This window comes from Bradyrhizobium embrapense (assembly GCF_001189235.2).
Lineage (GTDB): Bacteria > Pseudomonadota > Alphaproteobacteria > Rhizobiales > Xanthobacteraceae > Bradyrhizobium > Bradyrhizobium embrapense.
In genome coordinates this window covers 117681-144004 of record NZ_LFIP02000006.1, presented here as the reverse complement: position 1 = coordinate 144004, position 26324 = coordinate 117681, and the positions used below count along the sequence as shown (strand labels likewise).

General features: G+C 58.7%; 19 protein-coding genes and 1 pseudogene. 15 read left to right on the top strand and 5 right to left on the bottom strand.

Features of this window, described 5'->3' with window-relative positions:
• Position 1: 1 nt before the first annotated feature.
• Positions 2-439, bottom strand: coding sequence for a hypothetical protein (locus AKN83_RS26185; RefSeq protein ID WP_050402924.1), 438 nt, complete (start codon positions 437-439; stop codon positions 2-4).
• A 784-nt stretch (positions 440-1223) separates the two neighbouring features.
• Between AKN83_RS26185 and AKN83_RS26180 the strand changes: the two genes are divergently transcribed.
• The 3 genes and pseudogenes from AKN83_RS26180 (at position 1224) to AKN83_RS42255 (ending at position 5682) form a co-directional block, all read left to right on the top strand.
• Complete coding sequence (locus AKN83_RS26180; RefSeq protein ID WP_050402925.1) at positions 1224-3188, top strand: glycoside hydrolase family 127 protein; 1965 nt, start codon at positions 1224-1226, stop codon at positions 3186-3188.
• Positions 3189-3682: 494 nt separating this feature from the next.
• A pseudogene (locus tag AKN83_RS38605) lies at positions 3683-4771 on the top strand (IS110 family RNA-guided transposase); the annotation flags it as partial.
• A gap of 587 nt (positions 4772-5358) precedes the next feature.
• Entirely contained in the window at positions 5359-5682 is a 324-nt protein-coding gene (locus tag AKN83_RS42255; RefSeq protein WP_488226121.1) for a hypothetical protein, read from the top strand.
• 387 nt (positions 5683-6069) lie between these two features.
• Here AKN83_RS42255 and AKN83_RS26170 read toward each other — a convergent pair whose 3' ends face one another.
• From AKN83_RS26170 to dctA, 4 genes are all read right to left on the bottom strand, one after another.
• Complete coding sequence (locus AKN83_RS26170; RefSeq protein WP_050402926.1) at positions 6070-6456, bottom strand: response regulator transcription factor; 387 nt, start codon at positions 6454-6456, stop codon at positions 6070-6072.
• A gap of 93 nt (positions 6457-6549) precedes the next feature.
• Positions 6550-7221 carry a response regulator transcription factor gene (locus AKN83_RS26165; RefSeq protein ID WP_050402927.1) on the bottom strand — a complete coding sequence of 224 codons (672 nt, stop codon included), beginning with the start codon at positions 7219-7221 and terminating at the stop codon, positions 6550-6552.
• A complete protein-coding gene (locus AKN83_RS26160; protein ID WP_050402928.1) occupies positions 7218-9890 on the bottom strand; it encodes a PAS domain S-box protein in 2673 nt (890 codons plus the stop codon). Before AKN83_RS26160 ends, AKN83_RS26165 begins: the two co-directional genes overlap by 4 nt.
• 1078 nt (positions 9891-10968) lie before the next feature.
• On the bottom strand, positions 10969-12273 hold the full coding sequence (gene dctA / locus AKN83_RS26155) for a C4-dicarboxylate transporter DctA (RefSeq protein WP_050402929.1): 1305 nt from the start codon (positions 12271-12273) through the stop codon (positions 10969-10971).
• 1730 nt (positions 12274-14003) lie between these two features.
• Between dctA and AKN83_RS26150 the strand changes: the two genes are divergently transcribed.
• From AKN83_RS26150 to AKN83_RS38600, 12 genes are all read left to right on the top strand, one after another.
• A complete protein-coding gene (locus AKN83_RS26150) occupies positions 14004-15053 on the top strand; it encodes an aromatic ring-hydroxylating dioxygenase subunit alpha (protein ID WP_050402930.1) in 1050 nt (349 codons plus the stop codon).
• Positions 15054-15056: 3 nt separating this feature from the next.
• Entirely contained in the window at positions 15057-15809 is a 753-nt protein-coding gene (locus tag AKN83_RS26145) for a GntR family transcriptional regulator (RefSeq protein WP_050402931.1), read from the top strand.
• Positions 15810-15819: 10 nt separating this feature from the next.
• Positions 15820-16800 carry a PDR/VanB family oxidoreductase gene (locus AKN83_RS26140; protein ID WP_050402932.1) on the top strand — a complete coding sequence of 327 codons (981 nt, stop codon included), beginning with the start codon at positions 15820-15822 and terminating at the stop codon, positions 16798-16800.
• Positions 16801-17550: 750 nt separating this feature from the next.
• Positions 17551-18231 (top strand): molybdate ABC transporter permease subunit, encoded by a 681-nt coding sequence (locus AKN83_RS26135; protein WP_050402933.1) that lies wholly within the window; start codon positions 17551-17553, stop codon positions 18229-18231.
• A gap of 60 nt (positions 18232-18291) precedes the next feature.
• Positions 18292-19554 carry a serine hydrolase domain-containing protein gene (locus AKN83_RS26130; protein ID WP_050403041.1) on the top strand — a complete coding sequence of 421 codons (1263 nt, stop codon included), beginning with the start codon at positions 18292-18294 and terminating at the stop codon, positions 19552-19554.
• Positions 19555-20298: 744 nt separating this feature from the next.
• The gene (locus AKN83_RS26125; RefSeq protein WP_050403043.1) at positions 20299-21390 is read left to right on the top strand and encodes a hydrogenase small subunit; all 1092 of its coding nucleotides are present in this window, start codon (positions 20299-20301) and stop codon (positions 21388-21390) included.
• A gap of 23 nt (positions 21391-21413) precedes the next feature.
• Positions 21414-23204, top strand: a complete 1791-nt coding sequence (locus tag AKN83_RS26120) for a nickel-dependent hydrogenase large subunit (RefSeq protein WP_050402934.1) — start codon at positions 21414-21416, stop codon at positions 23202-23204.
• A 4-nt stretch (positions 23205-23208) separates the two neighbouring features.
• Positions 23209-23928: a Ni/Fe-hydrogenase, b-type cytochrome subunit gene (gene cybH / locus AKN83_RS26115; RefSeq protein ID WP_050403044.1), complete on the top strand. Its 720-nt coding sequence runs from the start codon at positions 23209-23211 to the stop codon at positions 23926-23928.
• Positions 23925-24524, top strand: a complete 600-nt coding sequence (locus AKN83_RS26110) for a HyaD/HybD family hydrogenase maturation endopeptidase (protein ID WP_050402935.1) — start codon at positions 23925-23927, stop codon at positions 24522-24524. Before cybH ends, AKN83_RS26110 begins: the two co-directional genes overlap by 4 nt.
• Positions 24525-24540: 16 nt before the next feature.
• Positions 24541-24831, top strand: a complete 291-nt coding sequence (locus tag AKN83_RS26105) for a HypC/HybG/HupF family hydrogenase formation chaperone (RefSeq protein ID WP_050402936.1) — start codon at positions 24541-24543, stop codon at positions 24829-24831.
• Between the two features lie 186 nt (positions 24832-25017).
• On the top strand, positions 25018-25440 hold the full coding sequence (locus tag AKN83_RS39905) for a hypothetical protein (protein ID WP_050402937.1): 423 nt from the start codon (positions 25018-25020) through the stop codon (positions 25438-25440).
• Positions 25437-26300, top strand: a complete 864-nt coding sequence (locus AKN83_RS38600; protein WP_050402938.1) for a hydrogenase expression/formation protein — start codon at positions 25437-25439, stop codon at positions 26298-26300. The genes AKN83_RS39905 and AKN83_RS38600 overlap by 4 nt, the downstream gene beginning before the upstream one ends.
• Positions 26301-26324: the final 24 nt, after the last annotated feature.

Genomic DNA, 26324 nt, shown 5'->3' with positions numbered 1-26324 from the left:
ATCAGATCGACGGCAAGGCGTCGGAAACTTCCTGCGCATCGCTGGCGTCGTCGTAAATCTCTTCGCGGATCACGCGCAGCGTCACCTCGTGCAGATACACTTGTAGCGCACCCTCAAGCTCTGTGAACTCCGGCAGCAGGACCCGATCAACGAAGCCCCGTGACGCACGGACCATCACCGTGTTGCGTCGCTGCCGGCGATAACGAAACGGCCGCAGCCCACATCGGCGGCAAAGCGCCAGAAACAAGTGCCGAGACCACTGGTCGGGAAGTGAGAATTGCTGTTCGATCGGTGGATCGTGGCGAGCAAGTTCCTCGACCCGGGCTCGCACCCGCTGCAGTGCGGCTTCCGCTGCAAGGCGCTCACCAGCAGTTCCGGCACCCACGAACAACGCCTCGATCTTCCGAAGCTTCTCGCGCAGCTGCGACTCGCCGGTCATTCTGATCCCCGTTGCCCGCTCCGAACCGGGATCAACCCATCATCGCGCGCCGGCGGCGTCAATCATCCCGACCGTGCTATCCAGAGCATTCCGCACAGGTCAAGCCCAGGAACCGGTGATCCTCTCGTGACGCTCACGGAGCATGCGCTTCGACCCGTCGGGATTGCCTAGGATTAGCGCCCCAGTGTCTCCGTTGAATCCTGCGCGGCGGCGGCCCATTCGATCCGACTTGGGTTTCACGCGCCCTGCGGTCCGCCCACCTGCCACGCGTCATCAAAGGATTGTTCGTAACCGGACATTCCCGCGCAGCGTATTGAAAGGCCTCGGATCAGGTGCGGGCGGCTTGTCGCGACGAAAGGGGCGTTCCGGCTGTATCTGCGGCCGGCGGGGTCGTGGGCGATTATCTGCCCTGGGACAGCCGATCGGTTCGTATACCAGATCGACCCAGCGCTGCAGCGATGCGGGATTTAGCTCGACTGGTAAATCCGGTTAGTTGGGCGGACCAACGGACGCTTATCGCAGAGCCGCAGATCGGATCGACCAGAAGAACAGCCCTCATTCTCGGCATGGGAATTGCTGGCCCGCTCCTCGAACAAGCCGCTGCCCGCACGTGTCTGGTCGTACGACGCCGCAGGAGAACCCTCTCCATTTCTGTCACTGCAACGCTCGCTTCGGGAATAGGACTGTGCAGCCGCAAACCTCAGGGCCGCAACCCCAGCAACGCAATCATGGTGAGTTGGCTTGCCTTGCTAGGCGTCCTTCCGACCCACCAGGGAGGAACGAAATGAGTGAGCGGAATGTGGCCGAAATCGATCTTCACAACCTACACGTCTTGGATCCGCTGATTGGGAAATGTCAGCAGTTGGTAAGGGAAGTGGCAATTCCCTACCAATGGGAGGTGCTGAACGATCGCAATCCCGAGGCGATACCGAGCCACGCGGTGGAGAACTTCCGCATCGCCGCAGGAAATGCGAGAGGCGAGTTCCATGGAACGGTTTTTCAGGACAGTGACGTCGCAAAATGGCTTGAGGCGGTTGCTTGGTCACTATGCCAGGCACCCAATCCAGAGCTGGAGAAGGCTGCCGACGAGCTGATTGAATTGATTGCGGCCGCCCAATGTGGCGATGGCTATCTTAACACCTATTTCATACTGAACGCGCCTCGGCAGCGCTGGAGCAACCTAGCGGAGTGCCACGAGCTTTACTGCGCCGGCCATTTGATTGAAGCGGGTGTCACTTTCTTTCAGGCGACTGGCAAACGGCGATTGCTCGAGGTTGGTTGCAGACTTGCTGACCACGTCGACACGGTTTTCGGCCCGGAACGCGATCAGCTACATGGCTACGATGGCCACCCGGAAATTGAACTTGCGTTGACGCGCCTCTACGAAGTGACGCATGAGCAGCGATATCTCACGCTAGCCCATTTTTTCGTGGAGCAACGCGGCTCGGAGCCACATTTTTACGACATTGAGTACGAGAAGCGCCGGCAATCCTGTGCCACCGAATCAGGCGGCCTGCCCTGGATGTTAAAAAACAAAGCATATAGCCAAGCGCATTTGCCACTTTCCAAGCAGCGGACTGCCACCGGCCATGCGGTTCGCTTTGTATACCTCATGACTGGGGTAGCGCATCTTGCGCGTCTGCGTCAGAACGATCAGCAACGTCAGACTTGCCTACGGCTGTGGCAAAACATGGTGCAGCGCCAGATCTATATCACCGGAGCCATCGGCTCGCAAAGCGCGGGCGAAGCGTTTAGCTGCGATTACGATCTGCCGAACGATACCGCGTACGCGGAAAGTTGCGCATCCATTGGCCTAATGATGTTCGCGCGTCGTATGCTGGAGATGGAGCTGGATGGTCAATATGCCGACGTGATGGAGCGCGCGCTCTACAATACCGTTCTCGGCAGTATCGCATTCGACGGTCGTCATTATTTCTATGTTAACCCGCTCGAAATGCATCCCAAAACGCTGAGGGCTAATGGCATTTATAATCATGTCTCGCCGGTGCGAAGGCCCTGGTTTGGCTGCGCGTGCTGTCCACCGAACATCGCACGGCTTTTCGCATCGATTGGTCATTATATCTATACGCTCCGCGCCGATGCGCTCTATGTAAATCTCTACGTCGGCAATAGGGTGGAAATGTCGGTCGGCGGGGCTAAGCTGCGACTGCTCGTGAACGGCGACTATCCCTGGAAAGACGAGGTGGAGATCGCCGTCGAATCCGCACTGCCAATTTCTCACACGCTCGCTCTGCGCCTACCACAATGGTGCAGCGCGCCGACGGCGAGCCTGAACGGAGAACGTATCAATTGCGAGCCGCGAAATGGCTATTTGCACATTCACCGGACATGGAGGCAGGGAGATCGCGTCAAACTATTGCTGCCGATGCAAGTGCGTCGCGTCTACGGCTATCCGCAAGTTCGCAATTTGGCCGGCAAGGTGGCCATAGAGCGTGGCCCGTTAGTTTATTGCCTTGAGGAAGTCGACAACGGGACCGAGTTACACAACGTTTGGCTTCATGCAGACAGCCAGTTTTCGCTTGTCGACGGAACTGGTCTCTTCAAGGGCAAGATTTTGCTGCAGGCTGACGGAGTGCGACTGCAACACACGCAATCCGAAGAAGCGGCACTTTATCACTACGACAAGGTGCCTGGACAGCTAGAACCGCAGCGGTTGACATTCATTCCGTGGTTCAGCTGGGCTAACCGCGGCGAAGGCGAAATGCGGATTTGGATAAATGAGCGCTGACGCCGACAAAGGGCGCGCTTCCACGAGCCGCAGTTAGATAGGCGATATCGCCGGTCAAAGCCTGACATCGTCAATCTATTTAAGACGCCCCGTTTACGACCTGCACTGAAGCATCCAAACGAAGAACGGGATATGAGGCGGTGCGGTGGGAGTTTGGAAAGCCAACGATCCGCTTGGAGTCAGCAAGCCAACATCGAACGATCCAATTGGTTGTGAAGATGCATTCTAGGACTTGCTCGCGGCCTCATCAAACCTACTGAGTGCCAATAGCTTGAGCGTGCGCCGTGCTCGTTTGGAAGCAAGCAAGCCAGAGTGAAGTACGATTAGCGGAATCCACCGCCAGGTTTTCGTAAGCCAGGCTGCCTATCAACTCCACACGGCCTAGACCCTATGTTTGCCCTTTGAGGTGACGGGCGGCCCGCCCCGCGGCAAGCTCCATCGAGGGTTGCGCCGCATGGTCCGGCGCCGAGCCTCAAGCATGGGGAGCGGGCCTGATGAACGATAGCATTTTCGTGGGGCTGGATGTGCACAAGGCGACGATTTCGGTCGCAGTGGCGGAAGGGATGCGCGGCGGTGAAGTTCGTAACTTGGGGATCATCCCTAATCACGCCGATCAAATCGACAAGCTGGCGGAGAAGCTTGGCAAGGGTGACCGGCAGGTAAGTTTTTGTTACGAAGCCGGACCCTGCGGATATGGCCTGCATCGACAACTGACGGGACTGGGGCACAACTGCATCGTGGTGGCCCCCTCGCTGATCCCGATGAAGGCCGGCGATCGGGTAAAAACTGCCCGGCGCGATGCGGCGATGCTGGCCAAGCTGCACCGGAGCGGCGAGCTGACAGCCGTGTGGGTTCCGGATGCGGCGCATGAAGCCATGCGCGACTTGGTGAGAGCTCGCGCCACGGTGATGCGTGTGCTCGGAAAGGCGCGGCAACATCTCCAAGGCTTCCTGCTGCGACATGGGCGCATCTATGCCGGGAAGAGGGGGGCGGACTCTGGCTTATCGTCGCCGGCTCACCACGGTGCGCTTCGATCACCCGGCGGGCCAAATCGTTCTGCAGGACTACATTCATGCCGTGACCGACGCTGAGGCCCGTGTGGACTGCTTGACCAAGCGGATCGAGGAGCTGGCGCCACAATGGTCGATGACGCCGTTCGTAGAGGCCGTGCAGGCCATGCGCGGCGTCGCCTTCATCGTTGCCGTGACGGTGGTTGCCGAGGTCGGCGACTTCTCCCGCTTCGACAATCCCCGACAGTTGATGACCTTTCTCGGCCTCGTGCCGTCAGAGCATTCGAGCGGCGTCACCATCCGACGCGGCGGCATCACCAAGGCTGGCAACGCTCTGGACAGGCGGGCTCTGATCGAGGGGCGTGGACCTATCGCATGCAAGCCCGCGTCAGCAAGCTCCATGACCGTAACGAGCGCCTGCCTCAAGCTATCCGCGATATCGCCTGGACGGCCCAGGTCAGGCTGTGCGCCCGCTATCGCCGCTTGTCGGCGGCCGGCAAACCCAAGGTGATCGTCACCACTGCCATTGCACGCGAGATGGTCGGCTTCCTGTGGGCGATCACTCGGCAAGTACAGCTCTCGGGCCGGTCGCCTGAAAGAACGCTGCTCGACCATATCTGGTGCCCAGGGCAGGAGGCAGGGTGCCGTGGGGAATCCTCGTGGCCTGTTATGAGCCGGCATTGCCGACGCTCGCTCCTAGACCGAGGCAGCCCCAAGACGAAACCACGGTCATGCCGTAGCCAACCCGCGCATGAGAGCTTGATCAACCGTCGTCTTTGGCCCTGCCTCCTACCGTGGGCACCTTCGAAGTCCAGCGTCCGGACGCTCAGCCGGAAGCGGTTCCGCTTGATCGAGCCCCTTGACAGCAACATGAGAACAGGCCGTTGACCAAGTGCAGAAATCTATGCCCGACGGAAGCACTAATCGCCATGTATAATCGCATCAATGGCTCGTACTACTACCAATCGCCGCCCTTCGCCGAAGCTGACTACAAGCGGATGCAAACAGCTTTGCGGATGCGTTCGCCAACACGCGGTCAGCCGAATCTGGGTCAAGCGGCAGCTCATCATCAGCAACGAGACCGTATTTGCTGGTTTCAACTCCTCCTGTGATAGAATTCGAAGATCGCAGATCATTCCGGGAAGCCGTGAAGGCCTATCATGGCGACGAGATCAAGTACATCGCCGATAAACCCGCAAGAGTGCTCCGAGTTCGTGTCCGCTAGAGCAAGGCGGACTGCAGAAGTTGCCGAAGACTATGGAACAACCCGAGATTCCGACGACGCGCGATACTTCAGCTACCAGCTGGAAACAAGAGTGGGGAGGGTCGAAGAGGCCACTATAAGGGGGTGGTCTGAAGAAAAGCGCGGAGCGATGCCAGGCACCATAGACAAGCAGGGCAAAACTGTGCCGACTGGCGCCGTAGCCGAAGGAGCTCGCGCAGAGCTTTCGCGCGCCAATCAATATCACCCAAAACACCCATGATTTCTCACGATGGCCCCACAGGGAGCTTCTGAGTTGAACGAAGCTCTTTTGTTGCGCCAGGCGGTATGTCGCAATCGCATTTAGCTGCTACGAATCTGAGCGAAGAAGCGCTTGAGCTTGTCGAACAACTTCTGCGCAAGGTCACCTGAAGTGCCAAAAAGCAGAGACGAGCGGGGCCTAGAGGTGCCAAGTATGCCGACCCTTGGTGGCAACGTCGTTCTGAGCGGCCTGATGCCTGGTGGACAACTCACGGGCCAAGAGGCAGTACGACATCGACTACCGTTGGTGCCGGCTGATTTCGGAGAGCCCGCTTCAATAAGATCGCGCCGAGCTCGCGACCGGATCTCAACATTCAGGGCTGAAATGACTCGCCGCCGGCTGATCGTTTCAAGTGCGTCCTCCATTGCGGTTTTCCTTCAGTGCGGCATCGAGGTGCTCGATCAGTGTATGTCCGGCGAAGGGCTTGGCCAAGAAGCCAATCGCTCCTGCGCTCAAGGCTGAGGCGCGCACGCGGTCGTTCGGGAACGCAGTAATGAAAATGAAAGGTACCCGATAACCGCGGGTCCGCATTTCCGCCAGCAGGTCCAAGCCGCTCATAACCGGCATCTGCACGTCCGTAATTACGCAAGAGGTCTCGTTCAACCGCGGCGATCTCAAAAAATCCTCCGCCGATGTAAATGTTTGAACGATGTAGCCGCGCGATTTCAATAGGTTCTCCGTCGCCGCACGGACAGATGCGTCGTCGTCAACGACAGAAATCAAAGGCGTGGACAAGACGATCTCTCCTGGCGCGGGACTAACGGCTGCCGAGGCATTAGCCACCCTGGGCGAAAAGTGGGCTCGAGTGACGAAATTGTAAAATCATACTTAGGTTTGTTCAGAACGATTGGCTCCGATCCCCAGAGTCTCAGCCATTCTGATCAGATCGGCCAGTGAGCGGGCACGCATCTTTCTCATTACGTGTCCCCGGTAGATCTTGACCGTAATCTCAGCGAGCCCAAGCTCAGCGGCTACCTGCTTATTCATCAGGCCGGAAGCGACCAGCTTCATCACCGCCTGTTCGCGCGGGCTTAGGGTCTCAAATAGGGACTGCAGGGTTGCGACGGCTTGCTGGGCCTGCCGTCTTTTGCGGTCGCGCTCGGTCGCGGCAATCACCGCGTCAAGCAATTCCTGATCGCGAAACGGTTTGGTAAGAAAATCGACCGCGCCTCCTTTCATCGCCCTGACGCTCATGGGAATGTCGCCATGGCCGGTAATGAAAATGATCGGAATATGTATGTTCGACTTCGTTAGCTCAGTCTGGAACTCCAGGCCGCTCAAGCCTGGGAGCCGGACATCAAGAACCAGACAGCTAACAACATCCGGAAGTGCGCTCTGCAGCATCTCGCGGGCCGACCCAAATGCAACGACGTCCAAACCCACCGATTGAAAAAGGTTAGTGAGCGACCGACGCATGGAGATGTCGTCCTCGACGACGAAGACGATTGCCGCTGTCGAAGTCTCGGGATTGCTGCTTGGCGAGTCAAAGCGTCGCGTCACGAGCCGACCTCCTCATGCAACGGCAGGGCAAACTGGAATGTCACGCCCGGGACCTGCTTGCGCACCATGGACAGCCGTCCTCCGTGAGCTTCTACGATTGACCGGCAGATCGAAAGACCCATTCCAAGTCCGCTGGACTTCGTGGTGAAGAAAGGATCTAGCACGCGGTCCGCATCATTCTCGGCGATCCCGACGCCCCAGTCTGTCACGGCCACCTGCACGTGCCCCATATCGTCCATGGACGACTGAATCAGCAACTCACGCTTTCGGTCCGTGACCGCGTCCATGGCTTCGATCCCGTTCATCACCAGATTGATGATCACTTGCTGCAGCTGAATCCGGTCACCGAGAATCGTAGGGAGAGCTGCCGTCAGCTCGGTTCTTAACGCCACCTGGTGGCTCACCAGCTCTCGTGTCACTAGCGCAATGACGTCCCTAACGATCTCATTGATATCGAGCGGCGCCCTCTCGATCTCGCCCTTCTTCGCAAGTGTGCGCACGCGACGGATCACTTCGCTTGCCCGTATTGCGTCTTCGATGATCCACTCAACCGAAGAGCGCGCCGCCGATAGATCAGGAGTTTCGCGGCCTATCCAACCGAGGCACGCGTCAGCGTTGCTGATAATAGCGCCGAGTGGTTGGTTGATTTCATGGGCAATGGAGGTTGTCAGCTCTCCTAACGTCGTCACACGTGTCACATGAGCAAGTTCCGCCTGTGCCTTCCGCAATTGTTGTTCGGCTTGATCTGCGCGAATAATAGCGGTGATGTCGGTGCTGACGCCGCGGTAGCCAAGGAACTTGCCGTTCGCATCAAAAAAGGGCTTGCCGCTCGTCCGAACGTAGATCGGAGATCCGGTCCGGTTGAAAGTACGGTAGACCAGATCCCGGAACGGCAGATGCGCCTCCAGTGTGGCCCGGTGCTGCCGCCACTTCTCAGGTTCCTCTTCCACATCGCACGCAATGTCCCAGCGGAGCAGGCCCATCAATCCTGTCGCTAAGATTCCCGCAGTGCTGGTGTGCTCGGACAAGCGCGTAACCTGGTGATCTGGCCCGGTCTCCCAGAGCCAATCGGAAGCCGTCTCGGCGTAATCGCGAAAGCGTTGCTCGCTTTCGCGCAGCGCAGCCAGTGTGTTTTCCAGGCGCTCTCTAGCGGCGTATTGCTCGGTCACATCCATATGCGTTCCGATCAGTTCGCTCACGCAGCCATCGTTGCCGACCACGATATGCGCAACGGAGTGTATGCGCCTTATCCCGCCGTCTTTTAGAAGAATTCGAAAATCATGCTCGAAGCGATCTTTCTTGAGCTCGATAGCCTGGCGGTGCGCCTCCTGGAGCCCGGGGAGGTCGTCTGGATGGATGCGCGAGCGAATGGTCTCTATTGATACAGTCTCTTGCGGATCAAACTCAAACAGACGATCGACCTCGGCGGAGCGATACACAAAATCGAGCCCGTGAAAGTCCCAGGACCAACTGCCCGTGTGACTGAGGTGCTGGGCTTCGGCGAGATAGGCCTCACTGCGGCGCAGCTTCTGCTCTGATTGTCGCTCGGCGGTAACATCCGTCGCTGCTCCGACAAACTCAATATCACCGCTGGCGGTTCTCGTGGCTCGTGCCCGCGCATGGATGTACTTCACCGAGCCGTCCGGCAGCAGCAGCCGGTATTCATGTTCGAAATCCTTCGGATCTCGCACCGCCCGATTAATGACCTCTTGAACCGAAGCCCTATCATCTGGATGGGTGCGCTCGACGACGAGGTGCGGCGACGGAACGGTCTGCGGGTCCAACTCAAATATTCGAAACGTCTCCTTTGACCAGAAGACCTCGCCGGTGGCGACATTCCAGCCGAAGCTGCCTGTATGGCTCAGCTCCTGCGCCTGGGCCAAATGTGCTTCGCTCCGCTGCAGGGCAGACTCGGTCCGCTTCCGTTCGGTGATATCTTCGCAGGATATCAGAACAATGGGCCGGTCATCAGCCCAGATCATGGCTTTGGCATTTTCACGTACCCACAGTACCGAGCCGTCGTTCCTGACTTTCCGGGCCTCCCAGGTTCGCGATTGACCGATATCTTCAAGGCAGGCGCGAATGCATTCGCGAGCTAACTCGCGATCCTCCTCCAGAAAGACTCCCAGGATGGAGTGGCCGATCAGTTCGGAACGCGCATAGCCGAGCTGTGCCGCGCCGAACGTATTGGTATTGAGGACGGTACCGGCTTCGTCGACCATGACGTACATGGCCGGATTGTGTTCAAAAATCGCTTGCCAGCGTTTCTCGCGGTCCTCCAAATCGGCCGCGCTGATCCGGAGCTTGGCTGCGGCCTCACGCGCGGCTTGGCTTTCTTGGCGGACTTTTCCCATCAGGTGCGTTCCAATGATCGAGACAATGAAGAACGCAACGACCACCGGAAGATCTTGTGGGTCATCGATCCGCAGACTGAACGCTGGCGGCGCAAAATAGTAAGCCAAACCTACGATGGCCACGACACAAAGCGCGGATGACGCGATGAGGCTGCCCATCAGCGAAAAAAGCAATACGACCAACAAATAGGCGAACGCCGTCGCAGCGAACTGCGCGTGAAGGTACAAGCAAGCCAGCGTTACCACGGCCAACGTTATGCTGCCGAAGGTAAACTGAGGGGCTGAAACTTTCAAATTGCTGATCTGACTACGCATTTTTATATCGTCCGGGCTTTTCTCCGGCGGGAGAGCTATAACATTTTAGGCAAAAATGAGGCAATCCTTTCCGTGTCGACAGACGCTCGTACGCGGTTGCGAGATTGATTGCCTTCTGTTGAACTCAGCACGCGCCGAAGGAAGACGCATTACAAACGTACGTATAGTTGTCCTAAACCTTTCAATATTGCATCTGACCTCTGTACATCGAGGCTGGGTTGTCTGCTTTCCTCCGCCGCCGGTGACCTTTGGGGCAGGCATTCGAGGCTGCGGCCGAGGACCGCGACCCCGTGGCACCCGCGACGAGGACAAGGACTTCAGTTCAGCCAGGACGTCGCGGCCGAAAAAGCAGGCCCCTCGTCGAACCCGGCAAGGCCAGGTGCAAGCTGCGGGACCACGCATCTCGCGATTGATCATGCGGACGGGAGGGCAATGTAATGTGCCGAGATAGCAGGGCGAAGTTATGCAACTGCTATCTATGCCTCGCGGCCATGTGCGCCCAGGCTCGGTGCCGACGAACCGTCAGCCGGAATCCAGGGGGGGTATATGAGGGCCGAGCCGATACTTGCTTCCGCGAGCTGCCTCGTCTCTGTCAAGGTGCCAATCTAGTCCGCGCTGATCACATCCATCGCGATCTGATACGCACCGTAGTACTGAGTTGCACGGAAGACGCTACCGCCTCGTCGGCCGGGCGAGGCAAGTGTGTTGACCACGCACACGGGCATTTGTGGGCGGGCCAACATCTTGGTCCGTCAAGCTGGATACGTTCTTTCGCAGCCTTACTGTCTGGCTCGGCAATATTGCACAGGCGCCCGGCTGGCCAGAAGCCTGACCTCGAAAGACCACGCTTGAAAATGACTTTCTAAAACTGCAGCTCCTTATCGCGTGCGGTAACCCCTCACAGGCGACTGCCGAGGGCGTGACGCGGAGCAAGAGCTGCGTTCTGGGGATGCCCTGGGAGAAAGCTCGGATTCGCAGATCAGGCACGGTGCATGCCGACCTAAACTACGAAGAATCGTGAATGCGGTTGCGCTTGGATTCGACGCGTCTTGCAATGACGGCGACCAAGATCCGCGGCCTACCTCCCTGTATCGACAGTGGTGAGCCGGTCGAGCCGAGCGTGCAATGTCGCGTGCTCAAGCTCGCCTTCCCACCAGGATACGAACACGGCTGCAATGCCATTGCCAGTGATGTTGGTAAGGGCGCGTACCTCGCTCATGAACTTGTCGATCGAGAACACGATTGCCATACCCGGTACCAGCGCTGGGTTGACGACCGACAACGTTGCGGCGAGCGTGATGAAGCCCGCGCCGGTGACGCCGCTTGCCCCCTTGGAGGTCAGCATTGCCACGAGCAAGATCGTGAGCTGTTGGCCAAAGGTGAGATCGACTCCGAGCGCTTGGGCAATGAACAATGTAGCAAGCGTCATATAAATGTTGGTGCCATCGAGGTTGAAGGAGTACCCAGTTGGGACCACTAGGCCGACCACGGGCTTGGAGCAGCCCAGCCGCTCAAGTTTCTCCATCAATTGCGGCAGCGCGCTTTCCGAGGAGGAAGTGCCGAGCACGATCAAAAGCTCGTCCTTGATATAGACAATAAACTTGAAAATCGAAAAGCCGACGATGCGCGCGATGACACCGAGCACCACCACGACAAAAAGCGCAGCCGTAACGTAAAATAGCGCGATCAGACCGATCAGATTGCCGAGCGCCGCCGGCCCGAACTTGCCAATCGTGAAGGCCATGGCGCCGAAGGCTCCGATCGGGGCCGCTTTCATGATGATGGCGATTACACCGAACACCGCGTGCGCGACGTCGTCAATCATGCCGCGCAGCCGCTCCCCGCGTTCTCCCAGCGCCATCATAGAAAAACCGAACAAGATCGCGAACAGGAGCACCTGCAAAACATCGCCGCGAGCGAACGCGCTGACCACGGTATCGGGAATGATATTGAGAAAGAAATCGACGCTCTTGGAGGCTTCCGCTTGCTTGACGTAATTGGCGACCGCTGCAGCGTCCGGCTTGACTGCAAGGCCATGACCGACTTGGACCAGATTACCCATAATAAGGCCCAACAGCAGCGCAAAGCTGGAGACGATCTCGAAATAGACCAATGCCTTGACGCCGACGCGACCGACTTTCTTTGCATCCTGAATGTGCGCGATGCCGGATGCGACGGTGCAGAAGATGATCGGTGCGATCACCATCTTGATGAGTTTGATGAAGCCATCACCGAGCGCCTTGACCCAATCGTTGGTCGCGACAGATGGCCACAGCCAACCGACCAAGGCACCAACCACAATGGCGATCAACACCTGGATGTAGAGGATCTTATACCAAGTCTGCGACGCGCGCGCGGGTGCCGCGGTTGCCATGGTGGTCATGACGCTTCCTTCCCGAATATACTCGAATGCAAGCCGCCGCGTCGTTGAGAGGCGACAGCATCATGCGAGGCTCGTTGTTTTAGCCGTGTCCGATTGAAGACGATCCGCGAGGCGGCGCGTCATCCCAAAGGCAGGCGTCCAGTAGGTTATCTTTTTTCGCTAAGCAAGATATGCACCAGATGCCCGATCTGCGGCCAATCAAGTGTTCGGGGATAAACTCGCCATTGGCTCGAATCAAATGCTCGCACCGCGGTCGCAAGCCCGAACATGACGTGGCGGCATAATACGCATCTTTGGTCGGCTGGGCGTAGGGTGGGCACTTCTCGACCTAGAAGCCTAGCGTGATCGGTATACGCTGACTGATAAGATTGATGCAACACTGCGTGAGATTGGTAAAATCGATAGTTTCGATCGTAGGCATTCACGCAATGGATGTCCGGCACATCGAAGATCTAGAACCCGATTGCCTACAAATTCTGAAATGGAAGCGCTGCATTTTCGCTAGCGGCAAAGCATGTTCGTTCGCGGGGCATTTGTCTCCAGGTGATGTGACCGCACAGTTCAGCAGAAGGCGGACATCTGCTTGTGCGTACAAGAGCTCGCAGAGGTCTTCCAAGAAGAAGCAATCTTATGACCCTTGAAGTCCTTCCGTCTGTTGCCGATTTCAGTGGCAACGTGGCACCTCAAGACGGGCTACCGTCGCCGCTGCTCGGCCTCGCGGTTGGCCAGGGGTGTGGCGCCGCCGGCGTTGACATAGGGGCTTCAAATCGAATGAGAACACCGCACATGCTGCGAAAGCTCCCGCATGTAGGCGCGCGCTACAGAACCGAATCGTCGTTCGATGAGAATCTTCGAGCACGGGCGCATGCAGCGCGGCTGCCGCGGCGCAACATGAATGGGCGCACTGATTCCGTGGTTTTGATCGGATTGCTCAAGCATGCGCGATGCTTGAGCAACGCGCCTTCACGCCATCCGTGCGCATTGGGGGAGGGGCTGCCACTATCGTAAATAGTGCAGAGGCGCGCTTCGGCGAATTGGCGGAGGCCATTACCGACTTTCGCGGCCGGATCGCACGGACCAATGGCGCCTTCAGCTTGGGTGTCGAATGTCGCCCATCGGATTTTGCTAGCGCTTCGGGGCGCGCTTCTGCATGATGTCGGCATTAATAAAGTGCTGCCATTCGCGCTGCCCATTTCACCTGGAGGTATCAAGCTCGATCCGATCTCGGGCGATCGCAGCGGCTGCTGCGCACGCTGGAGGTTGCGCTTATCTGGAGCCGCATGCTTGAGAAGCGCCGTGCATATGGCGCAGGGCTGCCAAAGATCGCGGGCGCGACGCACTAGATGATTCGAGAGTGCGGGCCGGTCTCGGCACTATGGCCTCCACGTCCGATCCCGGCAAAGGGGGAGGGCTGTGCTGCCGGCCAGGCAGTGCCCCGTGCTGAGAGCCCGATCAGGTTAGGGACCTAGCAGATCGCCATATGAGGTCAGCGCAGTTTCTGGGGCGAGATGCGGTCGGGCATGCGCGCCGGCGAGGTCGGACTCAGCGGGCACTGCCGTTTTGCCGCGCGCTAACCCAAGCCGATGCTTGGCTGGCGATATCGATTTAGGATCCTTTTCTGTATACACATTTTCCGGGCCTGCCACTCAATTACGCATTTGCGGCCACACTTCAACCGAAGTTGCCGGATATTGTATACATGTAGTGTCCAGAGCTGAAGGGGTTGATACGTGAGCCGGTGCTTTCCGATGAATGTCTGGTACGCAGCCGCTTGGGATGCCGAGGTGAAGCAGGCCTTGTTGCCGCGCACGATCTGCGGCAGGCACGTGGTGATGTATCGGCGCACCAATGGTGAAGTGGTGGCGCTCGAGGACGCCTGTTGGCATCGACTAGTGCCTCTCTCAAAAGGCCGCCTTGAGGGCGACAGCGTTGTCTGCGGCTATCATGGTCTGAAATTCAACGCGCAGGGCCGCTGCACCTTCATGCCCTCGCAGGAAACGATCAATCCCTCCGCCTGTGTGCGTGCGTATCCCGTCGTCGAGCGCCATCGCTTCGTCTGGCTATGGATGGGTGATCCGGCGCTAGCCGACCCGGCCTTGGTGCCGGACATGCACTGGAACGATGATCCCGCTTGGGCCGGCGATGGTGATACCATTCATCTGAAATGCGATTATCGTCTGGTTATCGACAATCTCATGGACCTGACGCACGAAACTTTTGTGCACGGCGCCAGTATCGGCAATGACGCCGTCGCGGAAGCGCCGTTTGACGTCACTCATGGGGAGAAGACCGCCACCGTAACGCGCTGGATGAAGGGGATTACCGCGCCGCCATTTTGGGCCAAGCAGTTGCAAAAACCCGGTCCGGTGGACCGCTGGCAAATCATTCGTTTCGAAGCCCCGTGCACGATCAATATCGACGTCGGTGTGGCGCCCACTGGAACCGGCGCGCCCGAAGGCAATCGCGCTGCCGGCGTCAATGGTCTTGTGCTCAACACGATCACGCCCGAAACGGAAACGAGCTGCCATTATTTCTGGGCATTTGTGCGCAATTATCGCTTAAACGAACAGCGCCTGACCACCGAGCTCCGCCAAGGCGTTTCTGGCATCTTCCGTGAGGACGAGGTCCTCCTCGAGGCGCAGCAGCGCGCGATTGACGAAAATCCTGACCGCGCCTTTTACAATCTTAATATCGATGCGGGCGCAATGTGGGCCCGCCGCCTGGTAGACCGGATGATCGACGCCGAGAATCCATCGCACAGTCGGCAGGCCGCGGAGTAGGGCATGGCCGAGCGCGAAAGCGATCGCTCCGTCTCACAAACTGTACGTGCCCAGCTCAGCTTGCGCGATCTGATCCTGTCCGGCGACTTGCGGCCGGGCGAGCGGATCTCCGAATTGCAGGCTGTTGAGACGACCGGCGCTTCGCGCACCCCGGTACGAATGGCATTGGTCCGCCTGGAGGAGGAGGGACTTCTGGAAGCGATTCCTTCTGGCGGCTTCATGGTGAAGACGTTCTCGGAGCGAGATGTCATAGATTCGATCGAGCTGCGTGGCACGCTCGAAGGTCTCGCCGCTCGTTTTGCAGCCGAGCGCGGCGCTTCGTCGCGCGATCTCGAGCCCCTGAAACGATGCCTTGACGAGATCGACGGCGTGGTGCGGCAGGATCCAATCTCTGTGGACGCTTTCTCCTCCTACGTCGCACTCAATGCGCGCCTTCACGCCATGTTGACCGAATTGTCGCGTAGCCCGCCCTTGATCCGGCAGGTGGATCGCGCCTCCGCGCTGCCCTTTGCCTCCCCAAGCGGCTTTGTGATGACCCAATCGACACTGCCGGACGCGCGCGACACGCTCATGATTGCGCAAGATCAACACCGCGTCGTGATCGACGCAATCGAAAACCGCGAAGGTGCGCGCGCTGAGGCGATCATGCGCGAGCATGCGCGAGTGGCGGCGCGCAATTTGCGCTTGGTGCTCCAGAAAAAGACGCATTTTGACCTACTGCCGGGGCTGGCGCTTATCAGGATGGCAGGCGAGTAAAGGAATCTGCATGCGATTCATTGAAAGCTGGATACCGGCAACCCTTGTCGCGACGCGCGATCTGACGCCTTCGATCCGCGAGTTGCTAATCAGACCGGAAAGCTTTGATGGCGCGATCTATCCGGTCGGCGGCCATATCAATGTCGCTGTCACTATCGATGGGCGCCCAGAGACGCGGTCTTACTCGCTGGTCGGCGAAGCCGACCGAGGCGGCTATCGTATCGCGGTGCGCCGCGCCGAGGACACCCGCGGCGGCTCGCGGTACATGTGGTCCCTTGCGCCGGGTGCGCGGCTGAGCATCACATTGCCTGCCTCATTGCTGCAGATCGACTGGGCGCGCCGGCACTACTGCCTGATCGCGGGCGGCATCGGCATTACGCCACTGGTTGGGGCAGCTCAGGTGCTTGCCCGCCGCGATGCCGATTTCACGCTGCATTATGCTGTGCCCTCGCGCGAGCAAGCCGCCTATTTGGATGTCCTCACCCCCTTGCTGAACGAGCGGCTTATTGTCCATGTAGGCAATGAGGGGCGCCGGCTCAATTTCGATAATCTGTTCGCCTCGCTGCCGCCTGACGCCTTGACCATGTTGTGCGGTCCGATGCGGATGCTCGATGCTGCGCGCCGGGCCTGGGATAGCGCAGGACGAACGGTGTCCGACCTGCGCTATGAAACCTTCGGGTCGAGCGGCTCGCTGCCGACTGAAGGATTTCGGGTTCGCTTTGTCGATAGGAACCTCGAAATCGAAATTCCGAGTGATCGCTCGCTGCTGGACGTACTCAATGAATCCGGTTGCGAGGTGATTGCGGATTGCCGGCGCGGCGAGTGTGGTGTTTGCGCCATCGACATCATCAAGATCGACGGTGAGCTTGATCACCGTGACGTCTTCTTCAGCGCGCCGCAGAAACGCGCGAACGAAAAGATCTGTGCATGTGTCTCTCGCGCCCGGGGCACTATCACGGTCGATATACGGCACCGCCCGGACGCTCTGTAGGTCGCTGCAAACCGTTTTCGGCGGCAGGTCCTGTCTCCGGCACAACTAGCTGCATGTCGCAAGGTTGTGCGCTCGTTTATCACGGTGCGCACATGAATACCGGATGAAGGTGTCGCTGCTTGGAGGTCCTTTGCGGCAATGTCCAGCAAGGCACGAATTCCGATACCCTTGCTACCAGCCGCGCCCATTATCGTAAATGGGACTGTGGCGGGTTGTGCTTGCGCTCAGCCGCGCCCGCGTTCGAGCGAACTCTAAACGACCGGGGCAATTTTCGAAACAGAATCCACTTAAGGATCGCGTCGAGTGACCATGAAGCGCCGTAAGATCCAATAACAAACCTGAGGGCGTCAAACCCTGCCGCATCATTGTGCCGTCGCTGTCTGCTCGGGAACAAAGATGCCGGAAACCTGACAGAGCGCAAGATTCACTCCACAGCGAACTCGTCGTCTGTGCGTATTTTCTCACGTTGAGCCTAGAACGCACCACATTGCGCAAGCGGCACAGAGATTGCTGGATAACGACCGAGGAGCTGCCGCCGTCAAGACCGGTCGAAGCAGCCCCGTGACAGGAGTTTCCCATGAAGTTTGCGACGCTGCTCTTGCTCGCGAAAGCGATGCGCGTCAATGTAGTGGTCGCTGCGAAGGTCCGCACCACTAAGAGGCGCTGCGCGCCCCATGCCTCGGCGCGCCGGATGTGTAGGCGATCACTGCCCCGAGACGGCGACCGTCTCTCACTGGGGGGCTGACGCCTATGGATGCGTTTTCGGCAGAGATTTGGCAATCCGTTGCGCTCACGATCGAGCTCGCCAGCGTGACGACCATCATCCTCTTGGTGATTGGTGCGCCGCTCGCGTGGTGGCTAGCGCGTTCACATACTGTTCTGCGCGAGGCGGTGGCAGCGATCATCACGCTTCTGCTGGTGCTACCGCCGACGGCACTCGGTTTCTGTGTCCTCGTTCTGCTCGGGCCCGGCGGACCGGGGGGGCTTCTCGCTTCTTTCTGGGGCGAGCGCTCGCTCGCCTTTACCTTCGCAGGAATCGTAGTCGGATCGGTGCTCTCGGCGCTGCCTTTGGTGGTGCAGCCGATCCGCAACGCCTTTGTTGCGATGGGCGACCCTCCGCTGGAAGCTGCGGCGCGGGGTTCTCCGTTGCATGCCTTCGTTACCATCGGTTTGCCGCTGGCGCGATTGGAGTTTGTCAAAGCCGCTGTGATTGGCTTTGCTCATACGATCGGCACATTCGGTGTCGTGATGATGATTGGCGGCAATATTCCTGGCCGCACCAAGGTGTTGTCAGCCTACGTCATAGACTACGTCCAGGCATCACGCTGGCGAGAGGCGAGTGTGGTTGCGGGCGGTATGGTGATGTTCGCTTTTGCGATCATCTTCACCTTAGCTCTCCTCGACAGACGCTGTGCCAGGAGAAGCACATGAGGACCAGACATGCCAGAGCTGGAGCAGCACAAGCCAGCTCCGTCTATTGGCGAGGATAGAATGAACAAGCTTGTTATGGCCGCAGTGGTTGCTGGAATCAGCTTCAATTCAGTGCATTCAGCGCCTCTGCCCGAGGCCATGGCCGCTGACGTTGGAGTTTCTCAGCAACGCCTTGCCAAGCTAGACGAGTTCTTCGATCGTGAGATCGAAAGCAAGCGCGTGCCGGGCGCGGTGGTTGCAATCGCCCGAGACGGCAAGCTGATTCATTACAAGGCGTATGGCCAACTTGATCCTGCAAAAGGATCGTCGATGCGGCTCGATGCGATGTTCGCGCTTGCATCTATGACCAAGCCGATGGTGGCCGTTGCCGGGCTCACCCTCATGGAGCAAGGTCGCCTGCCTCTACGGAGCAGGCTCACGGATTATTACCCGGAATTCGGAAACATGAAGGTCGCGGTGCCACGGCTTAAGGGTTCGTTGCGGTATCAAGCGCAGAGTTCTCCGATCTACATCCACGATCTTTATCGGCACACATCAGGTCTCACCTATGGCGCGCCTCCAGATAGTCCAGACCAAGTGGCGCGTCTCTACCCGGATTTTGCAGCCCCGCCGCTAAAGGGTGACAAGCAGGCCTTCATCCAGGCCATTACCAAGTTGCCGCTAGCGCACCAACCGGGGACGGAATTCGAATACGGCTTCTCGACCGACGTGCTCGGAGCTGTCGTGGAACAGGTCAGCGGACAACGATTGGGCGACTATCTTGCCAGCAACCTGTGGAAGCCGATCGGGATGCAGGATGCCACTTTCCATTTATCCACATCACAACGCGAGCGCCTCGCGCATCCGTTTCCAGACGACCCGCTGACTGGAAAGCCTCAAGAGATCGAGCTCCTCGAAAGTCCGACAATGTTTGACTGCGGAGGAGCCTGCGCGTTTGCGACAGTCGGTGACTATGTGCGCTTCGGGCAAATGCTGCTAAACGGCGGGGAGCTCGATGGGCAGCGCATTCTCGGACCGAAGACGGTGCGCCACATGATCTCCAACCACCTCGGGCCGGAGATCAAGAATAAGGTCGCCAATGTGGAGGCGCATCGTGCCGGCTTCGGCTTTGGACTCGGAGTGGCTGTGCGCATAAGCGAGGGTATCTCGGCGGTTCCGGGCAATCCAGGTGAGTTCACCTGGACCGGCGCTTACGGAACACAATTTTTCTGCGACCCGAAGGAGCGTCTGATCGTGGTGGTCGGAACGGCCGCGCCCGGAGAAATCCGCAAGTACTATCGCGAACAAGTCCAGTACATCGTCTATGCTGGAATAATTCGATAATTCGCCCGGCGTTGAAAGAGCCCGACGACAGTTTCGGAAACCGGCGGTGCCGCTGGACACCGAGGACTGAACTCAGCGCCGGAGCTGCTATCCTCGGCCGGATTGCGCCGGTGCTAGGAACGAACGTGACGCTTCCGGCATCGCGAAGAGACGCTCGCAGGCCCGCGCGATGCTCTCCTAGATGATCGCTTTAGAACATCTTGGCGCCCGATCCCTTGGTAATGCCGTGCGGCAGCCACATTGAATGACACGCAGATCGGACCGATCCGCCTTGCAGATCAAAGCATGTGCGCTGCGCGGCTCGGCTCGCGTTCTGTTCGGCGCTGGGCCGGCCACTTTGGCGTGTTTCCGCAGTCGGACTATGACGCGGATCGAACCCCATTTGGCCCGCAGAGAGCAAGTCTGATTGAGATGGACGGTGCCCGTCAACTGCACCAACTCATTCAACGACCGGTATGCGCGCGCGTGTTCCGATCGTGCAAAAGAGGGTATGACGTGGTCGCCCTGGATTGGCAAATCATGGTGCTGCTCTGTTGAAGTTCTCACATCGACGTTCAAAGCCCGACATTACTGGCGTGACCGGACTCAACGGCGCGAGCCTGGGGCTTGCTGGCCAGCTCGCCGATAGGACAAGAGTCGAAAGGCTGGCTTGGCACCCAGTCAAGCGTTGCGCTCCGATGGCCTGTTTCTTGCTGCTGCGTCAGCGGTTCGTTACTGCCGACGACGACTCACATGGAAGGGTTCATGGGTGGGGCAACGGAGACGCTTTATAGCGTGATCAGACGTCAGGGCATCACGCGTCGTAGTTTCCACAAATTCTGCAGTTTGACTGCCGCAAGCTTGGGACTTGGTCCGCTTGCCGCAAGCACTATTGCCGACGCCCTGGAGACCAAGCCGCGCGTACCCGTGATCTGGCTGCACGGGCTCGAGTGCACCTGCTGCTCGGAAAGCTTCATCCGCTCGGCCCATCCGCTGATCAAAGACATGCTGCTGTCGATGATTTCGCTCGACTATGACGATACGATCATGGCGGCGGCAGGAGAGCAGGCTGAAGCCATCCTGGAGGAAGCCCGCGCCAAGTATAAAGGCAAGTATGTGCTTGCGGTCGAAGGTAATCCGCCGCTGAAGCAGGGGGGCATGTTCTGTATTGACGGCGGCAAGCCGTTCGTTGAAAGGCTCAGGTCGATGGCGGAAGAGTCGATGGCGATCATCGCTTGGGGCACGTGTGCGTCCTGGGGATGCGTCCAGGCGGCCAAGCCCAATCCGACTGGCGCTGCGCCGATCGATCAGGTGATCAAGAACAAGCCGATCATCAAGGTGCCTGGGTGTCCGCCTATCGCAGAGGTCATGAGCGGCTTGGTGACTTTCATCACCACGTTCGGAAAGCTTCCGGAGCTCGATCGCCAAGGGCGCCCAAAGATGTTTTATTCCGAGCGTATTCACGACAAATGCTATCGACGTTCCCATTTCGACGCCGGCCAATTCGTCGAAGAGTGGGACGATGAGTGCGCGCGCAAGGGTCATTGCCTCTACAAGATGGGTTGCAAGGGGCCGACCACCTACAATGCCTGTTCGGCCCTTCGGTGGAACGGCGGTGTTTCATTTCCGATTCAATCCGGCCACGGCTGCCTCAGTTGCTCCGAAGACGGCTTTTGGGACAAGGGTTCGTTTTACGACCGACTCACGACCATCAAGCAGTTCGGCATTGAGAAGAACGCCGATCAGATTGGTATGGCTGCTGCCGGGGTGGTTGGGCTGACCGTCGCCGCCCATGCGGCGGTCACCGCCGTGAAGCGGTTGACCAACAAGCCGGATCGCACAGCTCCACCAAAGTAAACGGAATTGAGAAGAGGGCGACGGTGGCCGCACAGATACCAAATGGGTTCAATCTCGATCGCTCCGGGAAGCGGATTGTCATCGATCCGTTGACGCGCATCGAAGGCCACCTGCGTGTCGAAGCCAATGTCGATGCCGACAACGTGATCCGCAATGCTGTTTCGAGCGGGACGATGTGGCGTGGCATCGAAGTCATCCTGCGCGGGCGCGATCCACGCGACGCCTGGGCGTTTACTGAGCGGATTTGCGGTGTCTGTACCGGCACCCATGCGCTGACCTCCGTGCGCGCGGTTGAGAATGCGCTAGGGATCACGATTCCGGAGAATGCCAATTCGATCCGAAACATCATGCAGCTGTGCTTGCTCGTGCATGATCATCTCGTACACTTCTACCATCTGCACGCACTCGATTGGGTCGACGTGGTCTCCGCGCTCCAGGCCGCCCCCAAGTCGACCTCCGCGCTGGCGCAGTCCATCTCGCCGTGGCCGTTGTCGTCTCCTGGCTATTTTAAGGATCTGCAGATCAGGCTGACTAAATTCTTCGCATCAGGGCAATTAGGTCCCTTCAAGAACGGTTATTGGGGGCATCCGGCCTACAAGCTTCCAGCGGAGGCGAACCTGATGGCCCTGGCGCATTATCTGGAAGCGCTCGACTTCCAGAAGGAGATCGTCAAAATCCAAGCCGTCTATGGGGGCAAGAATCCGCATCCGAACTGGCTGGTCGGCGGCGTGCCCTGCGCAATCAACATCGACGGAACTGGTGCGGTGGGTGCGATCAACATGGAGCGCCTTAATCTCGTATCCTCGATCATCGACCGTTCGATCGAGTTTGTCGAGCAGGTCTATCTGCCCGACGTCGCAATGATCGGCTCGTTCTATAAAGATTGGCTCCATGGCGGCGGACTTTCAAGCAAAAGCGTAATGTCCTATGGCGACATCCTCGAAAACGCCAACGACTGTTCTTCGAACAATCTCAAGCTGCCGCGCGGCGTGATCCTTGATGGCAACCTCACGGAGATATTGCCGATCGACCATAGTGATCCGGAGCAGATCCAGGAGTTCGTCACGCATTCGTGGTATAAATACCCGCGCGATTGCTGTGGACTGCATCCATGGGATGGCATTACCGAACCGAGTTTCGAGCTCGGGCCAAGAGTCAAGGGCAGTCAGACTAGTATCAAGGAACTCGACGAAGGCGGCAAGTATTCGTGGATCAAAGCGCCGCGCTGGCGCGGCCACGCCGTCGAGGTCGGGCCTTTAGCGCGATACATCATCGGTTATGCGCAGGGCAAAGCCGAGTTCAAGGAGCCGGCCGACAGACTGCTCAAGGGACTAAATCTTCCCCTGACGGCGATGTTCTCGACACTCGGCCGTACCGCGGCGCGGGCACTCGAATGTCAGTGGGCGGCGCATCAGCTGCGTTATTTCCAGGATAAGTTGGTCGTCCACATTAAGGCAGGCAATACGGCAACTGCCAATGTCACAAGATGGAAGCCGGAAAGCTGGCCCAAGGAGGCCATGGGCTACGGCTTCGCTGAGGCGCCGCGCGGTGCGCTTGGACACTGGATCAAGATCAAGGACACAAAGATCGACAACTATCAATGTGTCGTGCCGACGACATGGAACGGATCTCCTCGTGATCCCAAGGGTAATATTGGCGCCTTTGAAGCCTCGCTGATCGGCACCCCGTTGGCCGATCCGCTGCGACCCCTGGAGATCTTGCGTACGATCCATTCCTTTGATCCGTGCCTGGCGTGCTCGACCCATGTGATGAGTCTTGACGGCCAAGAAATGGCTTTAGTCAATGTTCGTTAGGGACATGCGAAACGAGGCTCGGCAGCCCCCCGCTGCCGTCGATGCTACACCGGCCGAGCGCGGCATCGGCCATCGCGGCGTCTACGTTTATGACGCGCCGGTGCGACTGTGGCACTGGGTCAATGCGGCGGCCATTCTGATGCTGGCCTTAACCGGCTATCTGATTGGAACGGGCACACCGGCGATGTCGGGACAAGCAAGCGGCAATTTCCTGTTCGGCTATATCCGATTTGCGCATTTCTCTGCGGGATATGTCCTTAGCGTCGGCTTTGTTCTGCGCATTTACTCGGCCTTGATTGGAAATCGACATGCCACGCAGATCTTTTGTGTTCCGCTCTGGCGCGGGTGCTTTTGGCGCGAGGTGCACCAAGAGATTCGCCGGTACGGGTTCCTTGCAGTTGAGCCCGACAGACGCGTCGGGCACAACCCCCTGGCTCAGCTCGCAATGTTTCTTATGTTTACGCAAACCGTCACGTTCATGATCGTCACAGGCTTTGCACTTTATGGGCAGGGCGCCGGTAGCGACAGTTGGCAGGACAGGCTGTTCGGCTGGGTGTTTTCAATCTGGCCGAATAGCCAGGACGTCCATACCTGGCATCATCTCGGCCTGTGGGTGATCTTGGTCTTTGTTCTGGTTCACATCTACGCAGTGATCCGGGAGGACATCATGTCGCGCCGGAGCATCTCCTCCATGATTTCGGGTGAGCGCGAGTTTCGCGATTGAATGGCACGCGGTTACTAGTTCCGGAGAACAAGCAACGGATCCTTGTGCTTGGCATCGGCAATATCCTGTGGGCCGATGAGGGGTTCGGCGTGCGGGCGGTAGAGGAGTTCCATCGCCGCTATGTAGTCGCTGACAACGTCACCATCCTTGATGGCGGCACGCAGGGGCTCTACCTCGTGAGCTATCTTGAGCAGGCCGATTGCCTGATCGTGTTCGATGCTATCGACTTTGCACTCCCGCCCGGAGAGTTGAAGCTCATGCGGGATGCCGAGGTGCCAAAATTTGCCGGCGCCAAGAAGATAAGCCTACATCAGACCGGCTTTCAGGAGGTCTTGAGTGCGGCCGATCTGCTTGGCCGCTGCCCGCGAGAACTCGCTCTCATCGGATGTCAGGCGCTGGACCTGCAGCACTGGGGTGGTCCTCTGACAGCTCCGGTGCGCTTCCAGATTGCGCCGGCAATCGAATTGGCTTGCAAAATCCTGACGCAGTGGGGCTCGCCGGCTGCACCGCGAACGGCGCCGCTGCCTGCATCAGAACGGCTGTTGGCGAACAGTATCGACCATGCAAGTTATGAGATGGGAGCGCAGCCGATCTAGCGGCCCGCGATTGATCATGTGCCTTGGCTTACCAATGATGATTGTTGAGACGGACGACATCACGGCACTTTGTGAGTATCGCAACGAACAGCGGCGTGTCTCGGTCATGCTGCTCTACTGCGCCCCGGTCGGCGCTAGGGTGCTCGTTCATATCGACACCGCCGTGCGACTCTTGGATGAGGATGAAGCAAGACTGATCTCGGAAGCACTCGACGGGCTTGACGCCAGCCGTAACGGCCAGGACTGCGGCCCCTTCTTTGCGGACCTGGTCGGTCGTGAGCCGCAATTGCCTGAGCATCTACGTTAGCGGTTCTGCTGCGGATGTTGCGGTGACCTCGCCTGCTCGCAAATCGATCAATCGCGCGCACCTTCCGCATGGAAAGGTCAATGCTTCGAGTGATGATTCCAGTCTCCCTCACAGCGCGACGATGATTGGCACGTGCCTTGCTACATCTCACCTAGCTCAAACCAAGGACGATCTGAAGGGAGTCTGATGAAGTTCCAGCCGGCGCGGCATGATCTCGCACCCTGTCCGTCCGAGGTGGAGAGCATCAGCGCGCTTGCACGCCTGGCCACGCACGCTTCCGCGAGCGCACCCCAAGTGGTGCTGGCGGTCGCTGCCATGCATTCGCTCCGGGCCGTCCATGTGGCATTATCCTTTCCTGAATTGATCAAGGCTTTTCGGCGTTGCGTGCAAGGCGCAGGGCCTGCGCATGCGTTGGCTGGAAAGCTGGTCGGAAGACTCGGCCCGCGTCGTCAATCGACGCCAATTTCGTGCCATCGGCACGGTACGCTCTGCCTGATCGGCAGGCGCCTGGTCCGTTTGGTCAAGATCGACCGCATCGTCGTACCGATCGTTTGGCTGTACGCGAGTAGCATTTGTGCCGGCTATGCCTCCCGGGACATCGTATCATGACGACAGCGGTCCGCGTCGTATCCGGTGACGTCGAGCAGATGGTGAGCAAGTCTGCCACGGGCACCGAAAGTCTCGATGCATTCCATAGCGGGCTGACGACTATGGAGGCGGTAGCCAAGCGCGCCCGGCGCGACGGCAACGAGCTTGCAAGGAACTATCCGAATGTCACGGTGCTGTTGTCGAATGTCGCCGCTGCCGCTCGCGGCCAGAGGCAGAGCACTCGGACACAGCCGTACGGACTCGCCAATCTCAGCGAGCTCGAGCGCAAGCTGATTGGCGAGGTGCTCGGGGAAGGCGAGGTCGCCGGCGTGGTTGCGCTGCCAGATGGCTCTTTTGCGCAACTCCGGGAGTCGGTCCTTGCAGGAATCTGGCGCGTGCGTATCGGGTCCGAGCCGACGTACGAATATGTCGAGGTTGGGGCAATCCCGCAGATTGTGCAGCGCGCCGCAACTGAGTTGACGTCTGCCGACTTTCTGATCGGCGCGGCGCCGGACGGCGCCATGAACGTGCTCGCGGTACTTGCGGAAATACGCGAGCGGGCGCGTGTCTGGCGGTCTGGCATGCGGGCGCATGTTATCAATCTGACGTTGCTGCCGATGAGTGCTGTGGACATGGCGTTCCTGCAGCAAAGTTTGGGCAATGGTCCGGTCCAGCTCATCTTCCGCGGTTACGGCACATGCCGCGTGCAGGCGACCGAGGTGAGAAACGTCTGGTCGGTACAGTACTTCAATTCTTTGGACGACATCATCCTCGATACGGTGGAGGTGGGAGGCGTGCCGATCGTAGCCTTGGCTGCTGACGAGGATTTCGAGGACTCCGCCGGGCGCCTGCAGGAAATTATGGAGGCGTACCTCACATGAAGAACTTAAAGATACTCGAAATCC

Coding starts and splice junctions, on each gene's coding strand:
- AKN83_RS26130 (WP_050403041.1), top strand. CDS start 18,292: ATGAACAAGCTTGTTATGGCCGCAGTGGTTGCTGGAATCAGCTTCAAT.
- cybH (WP_050403044.1), top strand. CDS start 23,209: ATGCGAAACGAGGCTCGGCAGCCCCCCGCTGCCGTCGATGCTACACCG.
- AKN83_RS26105 (WP_050402936.1), top strand. CDS start 24,541: ATGTGCCTTGGCTTACCAATGATGATTGTTGAGACGGACGACATCACG.
- AKN83_RS38600 (WP_050402938.1), top strand. CDS start 25,437: ATGACGACAGCGGTCCGCGTCGTATCCGGTGACGTCGAGCAGATGGTG.
- AKN83_RS26145 (WP_050402931.1), top strand. CDS start 15,057: ATGGCCGAGCGCGAAAGCGATCGCTCCGTCTCACAAACTGTACGTGCC.
- AKN83_RS26180 (WP_050402925.1), top strand. CDS start 1,224: ATGAGTGAGCGGAATGTGGCCGAAATCGATCTTCACAACCTACACGTC.
- AKN83_RS26160 (WP_050402928.1), bottom strand. CDS start 9,890: ATGCGTAGTCAGATCAGCAATTTGAAAGTTTCAGCCCCTCAGTTTACC.
- AKN83_RS26140 (WP_050402932.1), top strand. CDS start 15,820: ATGCGATTCATTGAAAGCTGGATACCGGCAACCCTTGTCGCGACGCGC.
- AKN83_RS26135 (WP_050402933.1), top strand. CDS start 17,551: ATGGATGCGTTTTCGGCAGAGATTTGGCAATCCGTTGCGCTCACGATC.
- AKN83_RS39905 (WP_050402937.1), top strand. CDS start 25,018: ATGAAGTTCCAGCCGGCGCGGCATGATCTCGCACCCTGTCCGTCCGAG.
- AKN83_RS42255 (WP_488226121.1), top strand. CDS start 5,359: ATGGCGACGAGATCAAGTACATCGCCGATAAACCCGCAAGAGTGCTCC.
- AKN83_RS26185 (WP_050402924.1), bottom strand. CDS start 439: ATGACCGGCGAGTCGCAGCTGCGCGAGAAGCTTCGGAAGATCGAGGCG.
- dctA (WP_050402929.1), bottom strand. CDS start 12,273: ATGACCACCATGGCAACCGCGGCACCCGCGCGCGCGTCGCAGACTTGG.
- AKN83_RS26125 (WP_050403043.1), top strand. CDS start 20,299: ATGGGTGGGGCAACGGAGACGCTTTATAGCGTGATCAGACGTCAGGGC.